General features: G+C 72.5%; 11 protein-coding genes. 4 read left to right on the forward strand and 7 right to left on the reverse strand.

Going from position 1 to position 12,923, the window contains the following annotated elements:
- The first annotated feature begins 164 nt into the window (after positions 1–164).
- A complete protein-coding gene (locus tag FHU30_RS17720) occupies positions 165–1,274 on the forward strand; it encodes an alpha/beta fold hydrolase (RefSeq protein ID WP_253877069.1) in 1,110 nt (369 codons plus the stop codon).
- Positions 1,275–3,064: 1,790 nt separating this feature from the next.
- Here FHU30_RS17720 and FHU30_RS17725 read toward each other — a convergent pair.
- Positions 3,065–4,063, reverse strand: coding sequence for a helix-turn-helix transcriptional regulator (locus FHU30_RS17725; protein ID WP_253877071.1), 999 nt, complete (start codon positions 4,061–4,063; stop codon positions 3,065–3,067).
- 80 nt (positions 4,064–4,143) lie between these two features.
- On the opposite strand from FHU30_RS17725, the gene FHU30_RS17730 reads away from it, so the two are divergent.
- Positions 4,144–4,545: a VOC family protein gene (locus tag FHU30_RS17730; protein WP_253877073.1), complete on the forward strand. Its 402-nt coding sequence runs from the start codon at positions 4,144–4,146 to the stop codon at positions 4,543–4,545.
- A 187-nt stretch (positions 4,546–4,732) separates the two neighbouring features.
- Here the strand turns inward: FHU30_RS17730 and FHU30_RS17735 are convergent, their stop codons facing one another.
- A complete protein-coding gene (locus tag FHU30_RS17735; RefSeq protein ID WP_253877074.1) occupies positions 4,733–5,170 on the reverse strand; it encodes a MarR family winged helix-turn-helix transcriptional regulator in 438 nt (145 codons plus the stop codon).
- A gap of 65 nt (positions 5,171–5,235) precedes the next feature.
- On the opposite strand from FHU30_RS17735, the gene FHU30_RS17740 reads away from it, so the two are divergent.
- Positions 5,236–6,858, forward strand: a complete 1,623-nt coding sequence (locus FHU30_RS17740; protein ID WP_253878074.1) for an alpha/beta hydrolase family protein — start codon at positions 5,236–5,238, stop codon at positions 6,856–6,858.
- Positions 6,859–7,305: 447 nt separating this feature from the next.
- Positions 7,306–8,028: a GNAT family N-acetyltransferase gene (locus tag FHU30_RS17745; RefSeq protein ID WP_253877076.1), complete on the forward strand. Its 723-nt coding sequence runs from the start codon at positions 7,306–7,308 to the stop codon at positions 8,026–8,028.
- 538 nt (positions 8,029–8,566) lie between these two features.
- Here the strand turns inward: FHU30_RS17745 and FHU30_RS17750 are convergent.
- The 5 genes from FHU30_RS17750 to priA all read right to left on the reverse strand — a co-directional run bounded on the left by FHU30_RS17750 (position 8,567) and on the right by priA (position 12,921).
- Positions 8,567–9,643: a hypothetical protein gene (locus FHU30_RS17750; RefSeq protein ID WP_253877078.1), complete on the reverse strand. Its 1,077-nt coding sequence runs from the start codon at positions 9,641–9,643 to the stop codon at positions 8,567–8,569.
- Entirely contained in the window at positions 9,640–10,152 is a 513-nt protein-coding gene (locus FHU30_RS17755) for an RNA polymerase sigma factor (RefSeq protein WP_253877080.1), read from the reverse strand. The genes FHU30_RS17750 and FHU30_RS17755 overlap by 4 nt, the downstream gene beginning before the upstream one ends.
- A 321-nt stretch (positions 10,153–10,473) precedes the next feature.
- Positions 10,474–11,319 (reverse strand): ATP-grasp domain-containing protein, encoded by an 846-nt coding sequence (locus FHU30_RS17760; protein ID WP_253877082.1) that lies wholly within the window; start codon positions 11,317–11,319, stop codon positions 10,474–10,476.
- Positions 11,316–12,077, reverse strand: coding sequence for an imidazole glycerol phosphate synthase subunit HisF (hisF, locus tag FHU30_RS17765; protein WP_253877084.1), 762 nt, complete (start codon positions 12,075–12,077; stop codon positions 11,316–11,318). The genes FHU30_RS17760 and hisF overlap by 4 nt, the downstream gene beginning before the upstream one ends.
- Positions 12,078–12,201: 124 nt before the next feature.
- Positions 12,202–12,921, reverse strand: a complete 720-nt coding sequence (gene priA / locus FHU30_RS17770) for a bifunctional 1-(5-phosphoribosyl)-5-((5-phosphoribosylamino)methylideneamino)imidazole-4-carboxamide isomerase/phosphoribosylanthranilate isomerase PriA (RefSeq protein ID WP_253877085.1) — start codon at positions 12,919–12,921, stop codon at positions 12,202–12,204.
- Positions 12,922–12,923: the final 2 nt, after the last annotated feature.

The following is a 12,923-nucleotide window of genomic DNA, read 5'->3' on the forward strand; positions in this document are numbered from 1 at the left end:
GCACAGGTCCGTCCGACACTGGCCCTTGGGGCAACGGTCGCTCTGGCGGTGACACTCGTCCGGCAGACCCTTCCGTCCGAATTCCCGCCTACGTCGCTCGGCGTAGGCCGGGACACTCCGCTCGTACGACGACCGGCGCGGCGGGGCGTGTCGATGATCGGGGCATGGACATTTCGAATTCGTTCGGACGCCGCCGCTTTCTCCAGGTTTCCGGGACGACCGGGCTGGCACTCGCGGCCTCGGCCGCCGGTGGTGAGGGCGCCGCCTTCGCCGCAGGTGGACGGGCCGAGCCGCGCGGGCACGAGATCAGGCACCGGATCGTCCAGACGAACGGCATCCGTATGCACGTGGCCGAGGCGGGACGCGGCACGACCGTCCTGCTACTGCACGGGTTCCCGGAGCTCTGGTACTCGTGGCGGCACCAGCTTCCCGCGCTCGCCGAGGCCGGATTCCATGCCGTCGCGCCCGATCTGCGCGGATACGGCCGGACGACCGCGCCGTCCGATGCGTCCGACTACAGCTTGCGCGAGAACCTGGCCGATCTGACGGGGCTCCTGGACGCGCTGAGCGTCCGCACCGCCGCCGTTGTCGGCCACGACCAGGGCTCGACGATCGCCTGGGCGGCTGCCCAACTCCATCCGGAACGCTTCACGTCGGTCGTTTCGCTGGGCGTTCCGTACAGCGCGCGGCTACCGATGCCGATCACGCAGCTCATCCGCGAGAACAATCCGGGCAAGTTCAACGTCGTCCTGTACTTCCAGGAGCCGGGCGTCGCCGAGGCCGAGCTCAACGCCGACGCGTCCCGGACGCTGCGCATGACGATGTACGCGCTGTCCGGCCAGGCGCCGGACGACCTGGTGCCGCGCTGGCTGCTCCAGTCGCCCGAGAACTCCGGATATCTGACGCCGCTGCCCGACCCTGGGGTCCCGTCGCGCTGGTCGCCCTGGCTCACCGACGCCGAGTTCGACCACTACGTCCGGGAGTTCCGGCGGACCGGATTCGACGGAGCGATCCGCCGCTACCGGACGTTCGACTTCGACTGGTCCGACCTGCCGTCCCTGGGGACGATCAAGGTCCACCAGCCCGCCCTTTACGTAACTGGAGACCTCGACTCGGCCTACCGCTTCCAGAGCGACCTGACCCCGATGCGCGCCGGAGTCCCTGGCCTGCGAGGCATCGAGATCCTCCCAGGCTGCGGCCACTGGACCCAGCAAGAACGCCCAGCCCGAGTCAACGACCTCCTCATTCACTTCTTGAGGTCAAACCACTCCTAGCCCCGCCCGCCACGCATGACGACGCCCACCAACGCCCCCAACCGCCGCTAGGCCCGATCGTTTAGTCCCCACCGGACGCCACGCTCAACGCGCCGCACGACAGCCGGATATCGATTCCCGGCACTCGTGACCAGCACGCATCACCTCCAGCACCCAGCGCCCGACGGCCGCTTCGGCGGGCATCGCACCCCGCCCAGCGTCGTATCCAAGGCACCACGATCGGCAAGCGCCACGGCGGGCGGCGGGACCTCCGCCAACTCTCAAGGCCAGCGCGCCTCGCGGCCAGCGCACAACGTCCGCCGGGCCATGCTCGACGGGCCAAGCTCGGCGGACGCAAGGACCGCCGCGCATCGCGTCCGACCTGCCCGCGGCAGGCGCGCAGCGCAGCAGGCCAGCGCCAAACCGGCGCGTCTCATGGCCAACGCGCAACGCGGCCGGCGCAGCATTCGGCGGGTAACCCCCAGCGGGCACAACAAGCACCGGGCATCATGCCCGACGTGACCGCGACAGGCGCGCAGCGCCGCAGGCGGCGGAAATTCCGGCGCGCCTCATGAACAGCGCGCAAAGCGGCCGACGTACCGCGTCCGACATGCCATCCCGGTGGACGCAGCAACCGCCGAGTTGCGTCCGACATGCCCGCAGCGGGCGCGCAACGTGGCAGGCCAGCGCGGTTCCGGCGCGCCTCATGCCAGCGCACAACGCGGCCCGCACCGCATCCGACATGCCATGCTCGGCGGACGCAGCAACCGCCGCGCGTTGCATCCGACATGCCCGCAGCGGGCGCGCAACGTGGCAGGCCAGGGCACTTCCGGCGCGCCTCATGCCAGCGCACAACGCGGCCCGCACCGCATCCGACATGCCATGCTCGGCGGACGCAGCAACCGCCGCGCGTCACGTCCGACGTGTCCAGAGCAAGCGCGCATCGAAGCGGGAGGGCGGCAAAATCAACGCGCCTCGCGCCTCGTGACCAGCGCGCATCACGTCCGACGCTTCGCCCGGCGGCCCATTTGGACGAGCGCTGCACTTGCCCCGCCTCGTGTCCAAGGCGCCCACGATCGGCACGCGCCACGGCGGGCGGCGTCATTTCCGCCGACTGTCAGGGCTAGCGCCATCACGTCCGGCGCGCTTCGCGGCCAACGCACCGCGTCCGGCGGGCCATCCTCGGCAGACGCAACCACCACCGGGCACCACGTCCGACCTGCCCGCAGCACGCGCGCCGCTCGGCAGGTCGGCGGAATTCCTGCGCGGCTCGCGACCAGCGCGCAAAGCGGCCGACGCGCCGCGTCCGACATGCCATGCGCAGCGAGCGCCGAGCGTCACGTCCGACGTGCCCAGAGCAAGCGCGCGCCGAAGCGGGAGGGCGGCAAAATCCACGCGCCTCGTGGCCACCGTGCAACGCGGTTGATGCGCAGTGCGGTCGGCGTTGCGCATCCGGCGGGCCGTCCCCGGCTGGCGCAATGAACGCCGCGCGCCATGCCCGGCGTGCGTGCGGCAGGCGCGCATCGCGGCTGGACGGCGACGATCCGTGCGCCTCGCGGCCAGCGCGCAAGGCGGCTGGCGTGCCGTGTTCGGCGGGCCATGCTCGGCGGGCGTCAGGTCCGTCGTGTCTGCGGCTGGCGCGTCGTGGTGGGTGGGCGGCAAGTCCGGCGCCGTCGCGGCTGCGCGCAACGCGGTCGGCGGGCCTGATCGGTGGCGCTGTGAGTGGCGGGGTTTGTCCCGTGAGGTGTTTGCGGTCGGTGCCCGTCGTGGCGGGTGAGTCGCGTTTGCGGCGGAATCCGAGGGCGAGCTTGTCAGGTTTGGGGTGGTTTGGGAGGCGGAGGCTGGGGGTGGCGGGCGTGGGTGGCTAGGCGGGTGGCTACGGCGGTTACCAGGGCGCGTAGTTCTTCGGGGTGTTCGATGACGAAAGGACGGTCTAGGGCGGCGAGTACTGGAGGTAGCCAGTCGAGGCGCTCCGCTCGTAGTTCGACACGGAGCCAGCTTTCGTCCGGTGCGTCCTGGTGTATGCGGGCGACGCTGGCGGGGAGGTGGCGGCGGATGTGCTCGGCGGTCGCTTGGATGCGCAGCGACACCTCGTGGCGGTATTCGGCGGTCGCGAAACCCGTCAGGAGGCGGTCGGCCGGGTCCGGTTGGTTGGCGGGGGGTTCGAATGAGCCCGGCAGGGTCCTTGCGTCCGCGATTCGGTCCAGGCGGAAGGTGCGTTCCTCGCCGATCTGGACGTCCTCACCGGTGACATACCAGCGGCCCGAATGGGCGACGATCCCGTAGGCCTGCAGCGTGCGCTCGCTGCGCGTGCCCTCGCGGTCGGTGTACCGGATCGAGACGGGACGGTGGTGGCGGACGGCGTCGGCGAGGGTGAGCAGGACGCCGGTGTCCGGGGCGTCGGGTTCGCCGGGACGGTCGGTGAAGGCCACGGATTCCAGCAGGCCGTCGAGGCGTCCGGCCAGGTGGCGGGGCAGGACGCGGCGGATCTTCGCCGACGCGGTCTCGCTCGCGGCGGCGTCGGCCGTCAGACCCGTGCGGCGGCCCGCGACCAGGCCGAGCAGCACCGAAAGCGCCTCGTCGTCGGTGAGCATGAGCGGCGGCAGCCGGTAGCCGGGGCCGAGCCGATAGCCGCCGTAACGGCCGCGGACCGACTCCACCGGGACGTCCAGGTCGATCAGCTGGTCGACGTACCGGCGGACGGTACGGCCGTCGACGCCGAGCCGGTCGGCGAGTTCGGCCACCGTGCGGGTGCCGCCCGACTGGAGCAGCTCCAGGAGGGTCAGCACGCGGCCGGTGGGGCGGGACATGTTTCCAGTTTATTGCCAATACCGGACGGACTCTGTCCAGTATCCCGTCTACCGTGCGAGGCGAACCCGAAGGAGAACACATGGACTTCATCTCGATCCGCATCATCACCGCCGACGTCGCGCGGCTCACCGACTTCTACGAGCGCGCCACCGGCCTTCCGGCGACGCGCACCACCGAGGACTTCGCCGTGCTCCGGACCCCCACCGCCACGCTCGCGATCGCGAGCACCCGCACCGTGCCGGTGTTCGCGCCGGACTCGGCCCGTCCGGCCGACAACCACAGCGTGATCATCGAGTTCCGCGTGGAGGACGTGGACGAGGTGCACCGGAACCTGGCCGATCTCGTCGACGACTTCGTCACCGTCCCGACGACGATGCCGTGGGGCAACCGCTCGATGCTGTTCCGCGACCCGGACGGCAACCTCGTCAATTTCTTCACGCCCGTCACCCCGGAGGCGGTCGCGAGGCAGGAACGCGCATAACCGGACGTCCGCATTGCACGACCACGCCGTCCGCTGGAGAAAGTGCAGGTGCTCCAGCGGGCGCGCCTTACATGCCTCGGTGGACACGGAGCGCTTTGCCAGCATCTGTGCCGTGGAGGCGTCTCGACGGCGGCCGGGCGGCTCCTACGCAGGTGCGGGCGGTGGAGCCCAACACCTCGGCTTCGGGTTACGGCACCTCGGGGAGGGAGCGGACGAACTCCAGCAGGCGGCGGACGGTGGGGAGCGCGTCGTCCAGGCCCTGCTCGGAGAGGGCGGTTGCGGCCCAGTCCGTGAACGGCTGCCGGGCGGCCCGAATCCGGTCGGCGAGTTCGCGTCCGGACGCGGTGAGGACGAGCTCGACCTGCCGGCCGTCCAGCGGGGACGGGCGGCGCTCGACCCAGCCAGCCGCGCCGAGCCGGTCGGCGAGGCGGCTCGGATGCCCGGGGTCGGCGGCCATCCGCGCGCCGAGACCGGCGATCGAGAGCGGGCCGTCCTCGGCGAGGATCACCAGGGCCTCCGCCTGCACGGGGGTGACGCCGAGCGGGCGCAGCAGCCGCGCGAACCGGCGCTCCAGCTCACGGTTGGCGACCTTGACGGCCATGATCAGTTCCAGCACGGGGTCCACGGCCGGAGTCTATTGCCTTATGTGTCATGACATGCATATGCTGCCCGCGGCCCTGGATATGTGTCATGACATACAAGGAGGCGGTCGGCGTGGCGCGGATCAGGTTCTCGCGGACCCCGGTGTTCCACTTCGAGGCGCTGCGCGCGGTCTGGACGGCGGCCGCGGGAGGCGGCGACTTCGGCGAGGTCGCCGCGGTGATGGAACGGGTGCGGCCGAACGACTTCGAGTCCTGGTACCGGTGCTGGTCAGAAATGGCCGGACGGGTCGTCGACCGCGCCCGCGCGACCGGCGAACCGGTGTCGCGCGGGCGGGCGCTGCTGCGGGCGAGCAACTACGTCCGCGAGGCCGAGTTCTTCCTCCGCCCGGACGACCCGAGACGCGTCACCGCCGCCGCCGCACAACGCCGTTTCTTCGACGCCGGCACCGCCTACCTGGGCATCCCCATCACCCGCGAACGCATCCCCTACAACCCCTCCTCCGCCCCTGGCGCCCCTCGCGAACACGGCGAACACGGCGCCCGCAGCCGCCAGGACACCGACAGAGAACACCGCACACCGAGCGGTCACTCACCGAACGCTGAAGGGCCACACGAACGCGGACCGCACAGCAACGAACCAGACGGTGGCGCGCCGCACGGCGCTGGGACGCCCACGGGCGGCCCACACGGCGCCGGGCCGCACAACACCGGGCCGCACGCAGGCGAGCCGCACGGCGCCGGGGTGCACGCGGGCGAGCCGCACGGGGCCGGGGCGCACACGGGCGAGCCGCACGGGGCCGGGGTGCACGCGGGCGGGGCGCACGGCGGCGAGCCAGATGGGGGCCGACCGGACGGGGGCGGGCCGTCCGAGGCCCGGCCAGAAGGGGGCGGGGCGCATTTGGAGGCGTTGTTGCTCTCGCCAAAAGCGCGTAGTGAGCGGACGGTGCTCGTGGTGCAGGGCGGGTTCGACTCGACGTTGGAGGAGCTGTACTTCATGGTCGGCGCGGGGGCTGCCGAGCGCGGGTACCACGTGCTGATGTTCACCGGTCCGGGGCAGGGGTCGACGCTCCGGGAGGACGGGCTGCCGTTCACGCACGAGTGGGAGCGGCCGACCCGGGCCGTCCTCGACTGGCTGGACGGACAGGACGACATCGACACCGACCGGACCGTCGGCATCGGGATCAGCTTCGGCGGCCACCTCCTCGCCCGCGCCGCCGCGTTCGAGGACCGGTATGACGGTGTCGTCCTGTTCGACTACTTCCCCGGGATGCTTGACGCGTTCGTGCACAGCGTCCCGGCGCCGCTGCGCGGGTCGTTCACCCGCGTGCCGCGCTGGCTGCGCGCCGCCGTCCCGCTCTACACCCGCTTCGACGCGCAAGCCCGCTGGGCGATCGGCAACGCGCTCTGGACGTTCGGCGCGGACGGCCTGCCCGACCTGATCGCCAAGCTGCGCGCCTACGACGACCGCGGCTGGGCCGACCGGATCACCGCCGACACGCTGGTCATGGTCGGCGAGGGCGAGCACTTCTACGACCCCGGGCTCGCCCGCGACTTCACCGGACGCCTGGTCAACGCCCGCTCGGCGCGCCTGCACAGCTTCCCCGCCGCGGAGGGCGGCCACCTGCACTGCCAGGCCGGCGCCCTCGAACAGGCCCACGAGGCCATCTTCGAGTGGCTCGCCGCGACCGCCACCACACCCGAGCCCGCATGAACCGCACCCGAGTCCGCGCGAACGGTGCCCAAGCCCGAGTCTGCGTCAAGCGCGCCCGAGCCCGAGTGAAGCGCACCCGAGCCGAGTCCGCGTGAACCGCACCCGGCCGCGTGGCTCGCACCCGAACCCGCGTGAAGCGCACCCGGCCGCGTGACCTGCACCCGCGCCCGCGTCAACCGCACCCGAGCCCGCGTGGACGGCGGGCCGAGCCGGGGTGAGGCGCACCCGAGCCGAGTCCGCGTGAACCGCACCCGGCCGCGTGGCTCGCACCCAAACCCGCGTGAAGCGCACCCGGCCGCGCGACCCGCACCCGCGCCCGCGTCAACCGCACCCGAGCCCGCGCGGACGGCGGACCGAGCCGGGGTGGAGGGCACCCGGGTTCGCGTGAGCCGCGCCCGCGTCCGCGTCCGCGTGAACGAACGGGCAACAGTGCGTTAACCTGCAGGAATGGAGATCACCACGCTGGCGGAGCGGCCGGGGTTGGAGCATGCGCTGCTGGAGCTGAGCGGCGAATGGCCCGGATTCACCGGTCATGAGCCCGTCACCCAGAGCCGGTGGGCGGAGATCCCGCAGGTCTTCCCCGAGTTCGTGCTCGTCGCGACCGAGGGCCGGGAGCTGGTCGCGCGCGGCTTCAGCGTCCCGTTCCGCTCCCGCGGCGCGCTCCCCGGCACCGGCTGGGACCAGGTGATGATCTGGGCGTTCCGGGACCACGCCGCCGAGATGAAGACCGACACGGTGAGCGCCATCGAGATCACCATCCGGGGCGGGCGCCGCGGCACCGGGCTGTCCGGCAGGATGCTGGAGGCGATGCGAGCCAACGCCAAGGCCCACGGCTTCTCCGAGCTGGTCGCGCCCGTCCGGCCGAACGCCAAGCACCTCGAACCCAAGGCGTCCATGGCCGAGTACGCCTTCCGCACCCGCGAGGACGGCCTGCCCCACGACCCGTGGCTGCGCGTCCACATCCGGGCCGGCGGTGTCATCGACTCGATCGCCCCCGCTTCCATGGTCGTCGCCGGCTCGCTGGACCAGTGGCGCGACTGGACCGACCTTCCGTTCGACCTCTCCGGCCCGGTCGAAGTGCCCGGCGCCCTCGTTCCGGTGACGTGCTCGCTCGAACACGACCAGGCCGTCTACGTCGAACCGAACGTCTGGGTCCGCCACTCCCTCTGACCCCGTCCGCCAGACAGACTGACCGAGGTCAGCGCTCGCGCCGAGCACCGTCCCGAAGGCAGAGCGACCGAGGTCGGCACTGGCGCGGCGCAGCGCTCCACCCACCCAGGCGGACCGACTGAGTGCGGCGCTCGCGCCGAGCACCGTCCCCGCCAGATAGACCGGGCGAGGTCGGCACTGGCGCGGCACACCGGCCGCCAAGCGGACTGACTGAGTCCGGCGGCCGCGCGGCACACCGTCCCGCCAGGAAGACCGACCGGGGTGGGCAGTCGCGCGGCACACCGGCCGCCAAGCGGGCCGCCTGGATCCGGCGCTCGCGCCGGGCACCGTCCCCGCCAGGCAGACCAGCCGGGGTCGGCACTGGCGCGGCGCGCTGTCCGGCAGGCAGAGCGACCGGCGTCGGCACTCGCGCGGTGCATCGTCCGCCAAGTGGGCCGGCTGGAATCGACGCTTGCGCCGAGCACTGCCCGTCAGGCGGACGGCTTGGGGTCGGCGATTGCAGTGGGCGTCGCTGGTCAGGTGGCGGCGCGGGGGTTGGTTACCAGGCGGCTCCTGGCTGGGCGCTTTTGCCTGCTGGGACGGGGAGGGTGCTTAGGCGTCCGGTGTCCAGGTCGTAGCGGGCGAGGTTGCCGTCCTTCTGGAGCAGGACGTGTCGGCCGCTGCCGTCCGGGACGATCGCGCCCCAGGAACCGGTCGGCTCGTCCCAGGTCTCGGTGGACAGGCGCATCGTGCCGTCCTTCAGCTCCGCCACCGACGTCCGCCGGGCGTCGGAGCCGACCGTCTCGGCGATGATCGTGTCGCCGGCGAACGCGGCGGCCGCGACGATCCCGCCTGGCAGGGGGGACGTGTGCGGGCGTCCGCCCTTGGCCGACAGGGTCAGGACGCTCTCCCTCGGGATCCCGATCACCCGAGCCGTGTCGAACGTCGAGCGCGGATCGATGGCCGAGACGATCCCGCCAGTGGGGAACCTGCGTATTCGTCCGCTGCGCAGATCGAGGATCGTCAGGACGGACCTCATCGGCTCGGTCCACATCAGGCGCGAGGCGTCGGGAGCCGCGGCCATGACCGGGAAGCCGGCCATGGTGAACGAGGCGAGCCGCACCTCCTGGAGGTCCTTCGGCGTTCCCCCGTCATCGAGCCGCAGGCGGTAGATGCCGTGCGAGTTCTCCTTGCCGCTGCGGAGCACGCCGTCCAGGAAGAAGATCCGGTTGTCGCGGGCCGCCGTCACCCCGGCGAACCACAGGACCGCCCGGGGTTTCGGCACGGTCGCAACGAGCCGTCCGGACGTGGCGTTGCGCACCTCGATCGACGGGACCTGCGCCCCGGCGATGCGGCCTCGTGCCACGACGATGAAATCGGGCGACGCCAGGGCCGGGCCGGCCACCGGTACTGAGCCGGGCCGGGGCGCGTTCCCGTCTTGGCCTCCTCCTACGACGAGCAGGGCGATGATGGCGATGATGGCCACCACGGCGGACGCGGCGGCGGGCACAGCCCATCGCCGGGCCGCCGCCGGGTGCGGGCGCGGTTCGGGGAGGAGGACGGGCGAGGTGCTCGGCACGCCCTTCTCCGCCACTTCGGCGAAGACCTCGCGGATCGCTCCTTCCAGGTCGTTCATGCGTTCCCTCCGAGTGCCTTCGCGAGCGCGGCCATCGCGCGGGAGGTCGTCGATTTCACGGTTCCGACCGAGATGCCCATCGCTTCGGCGATCTCGGCCTCCGTCAGGTCGAGGTAGTAGCGGAGGACGAGCGCCTCGCGCTGCCGGGCCGGGAGGGCGGAGAGGGCGGCGTGCACCTCGCGGTGGTCTTCGGCGACCATCGCGGCCGACTCGGCCGACCACACCGACGGGTCGTGCGCCGGGCGCAGCAGCAGGCGCCGGCGCCGTAAGACCGAGCGGCAGCCGTTGACCACGGCCGTCCGGAGGTACGGCAGCAGGTCGTCGCGGTCCGTCAGCTTCGGCAGCCGCCGGTGGACGCGCGTGAAGGCGTCCTGGACGACGTCCTCGGCGGTGGCGCGGTCACCGACGATGAGCAGCGCGGTGCGGACGAGGTGGCGGTGGTGCCTGCGGAACAGCGGTTCCAGCACCTCGTCCGCATCACTGATCGGTCTTCGTACGTCGAGTCCCACACTGGATACACGCCGCCGGACGGGCCGGGGTTGCTTCGGATGCCGAACTTTTTGCTCGAATGTCAGTGCGGCGGGTGCGCGTTGTCAGCTCGCGAGTCAGGCAATTCGGTCAATGCCCCGCGAGTCCTCGCCGTCGCAAGTCCATGCGTCGCAAGTCCTCGCCCCGCAAGTCCTCGCCCCGCAAGTCCTCGCCCCGCGCGTCCTCGCCCCGCGCGTCCTCGCCGTGCGCGTCCTCGCCCACGCGCGTCCATGCCGCGCGCGGCCGTGCGTCGTAAGGCGATGCCCCGTGAGGGGATGTCTCACGGGGCAGAGGCTCGCGGGTCAGAGGCGGGCGGCGATGGCCTTGGCGAAGCGGTCGGGGGCCTCGGGAGTGTGGTCCAGGAAGAGGGCGGGCTCGGCGAGTTCGAGCTCCATCAGGATGGGCGCGCCGTCGGGGCCGGTGACCATGTCCACGCGGGCGTAGAGGATGTCCGGGTTGCCCGGGATGGCGGACAAGGCGCGGTCGGCGAGGGCGAGCTGCGCCTCGGTGGCCCGGGCGGGAGTGATCGCGCCCCGGCCGTCCTCGCCGGTGACCAGGCCCTCGACACCGGCGCCCGCGCGCAGGATCGGGCCCTTGCGGGCGGCGTGGCTGAACTCGCCGTCGCAGTAGACCAGGGCGGTCTCGCCCTCGGTGTCCACGGCGGACAGGAACGGCTGGACCATGGTCGGACGCCCGCGCAGCGCGGCGAGGTGGGCGCGGGCCTGCTCGTCCTCCTCACCGCGGCGCCAGCGGGCGGTGTCGCGGGAGCCCGCGGAGACGGCGGGCTTGATGACGAACTCGTCCCAGTCGGTGGGGATGTCGTCCGGGTCCCAGAGGGTCGGGACGGTCGGGACGCCCGCCTCGGCCAGCTCGCGCAGGTAGCGCTTGTCGGTGTTCCAGCGCAGCACCGCCGCCGGGTTGGCGACGTTTGGCAGGGCGTCCGCCCAGGCCAGGAACTCGTCCAGGCGCTCGGTGTAGTCCCAGGTGGAGCGGATCACGGTGAGGTCGTAGGACGACCAGTCGGCCTCCGGGTCGTCCCAGGCGAGGGGCTCGGCGGTCACACCGAGACTCGCGAGGGACGAGCGGAGCAGAGCCGCCTCGGCGCCGCCGTCGGGGATCGCGGCGAACGTGGCGATGGCTACCTTCAACGGACGGGGAGTCCTTCCTGGCGCAGGGCGTCCTTCACGTCGGGGATCGTGAGTTCGCCGAAATGGAACACCGACGCGGCGAGCACCGCGTCGGCCCCGGCGGCGACGGCGGGGGCGAAGTCGCCCACCGCGCCCGCGCCGCCGGAAGCGATGACCGGCACCGACACCTCGGCCCGGACGCGCCGCAGCATCTCCAGGTCGAACCCGGACTTGGTGCCGTCGGCGTCCATCGAGTTGAGCAGGATCTCACCGACGCCCAGCTCCTCGCCGCGCCGGGCCCAGTCGACGGCGTCGAGGCCGGTGCCGCGGCGTCCGCCGTGCGTGGTGACCTCGAACCCCGACGCGGTGCCCTCGGCACGGCGCGCGTCCACCGACAGCACGACGCACTGCGAGCCGAACCGGTGCGCCGCCTCCCGCAGGAACTCGGGACGGGCGATCGCGGCGGTGTTGATCGACACCTTGTCCGCCCCGGCGCGCAGCAGCTTGTCGACGTCCTCGACGGTGCGGACGCCGCCGCCGACCGTCAGCGGGATGAACACCTGCTCGGCGGTGCGGCGCACCACGTCGTAGGTGGTGGAACGGTCCCCGGAGGACGCGGTGATGTCGAGGAAGGTCAGCTCGTCGGCGCCCTCGGCGTCATAGCGCGCGGCCAGCTCGACCGGGTCGCCCGCGTCCCGCAGGTTCTGGAAGTTGACGCCCTTGACGACCCGCCCGGCGTCCACGTCCAGGCAGGGGATCACTCGAACCGCGACGCTCACAGCGACCTCCGGCAAGCCTCGGCGGACGCCGCACGACGCCCCTCGGCGATCGCCGCGCGACGCCCCGCCGCGGACGCCGCGCGACGGGTGTCGGCGGCGTTCCGGGGCCGGATGCGCGTGGCGGTCATCGGACGGCCTCCAGGGCCTCTTCCAGGGTGAACGCGCCGGCGTACAGCGCCTTGCCGACGATCGCGCCCTCCACGCCGTCCGGCACGAGGCCGGCCAGGACGCGCAGGTCGTCCAGGGACGAGACGCCGCCGGACGCGATGACCGGCTTGTCGGTGCGGCCGCAGACCTCGCGGAGCAGGTCGGCGTTCGGGCCGCGCAGGGTGCCGTCCTTGGTGACGTCGGTGACGACGTAGCGGGGGCAGCCGTCGTCCTCCAGGCGCGCGAGCACCTCCCAGAGGTCGCCGCCCTCGCGGGTCCAGCCGCGCGCGGCGAGCGTGGTGCCGCGCACGTCCAGCCCGACCGCGATCCTCTCGCCGAACTCGGCGATGATCTTGCGGCACCAGGCCGGGTCCTCCAGCGCGGCGGTGCCGATGTTGACCCGCGCGCAGCCGGTGGCGAGCGCGGCCGCCAGGGACGCGTCGTCGCGGATGCCGCCGGACAGCTCGACCTTCACGTCCAGGCGCCCGGTGACCTCGGCGAGCAGCTCGCGGTTGGAGCCGCGGCCGAACGCGGCGTCCAGGTCGACCAGATGGATCCACTCGGCGCCCGCCTCCTGCCAGGCGAGGGCGGCCTCCAGCGGCGCGCCGTAGGAGGTCTCGGTGCCCGCCTCGCCCTGCACCAGGCGGACGGCCTGGCCGTCGGCGACGTCAACGGCGGGAAGCAGCGTCAGTGACATGA

The sequence above is a fragment of the Actinomadura rupiterrae genome, assembly GCF_024172125.1.
GTDB lineage: Bacteria > Actinomycetota > Actinomycetes > Streptosporangiales > Streptosporangiaceae > Spirillospora > Spirillospora rupiterrae.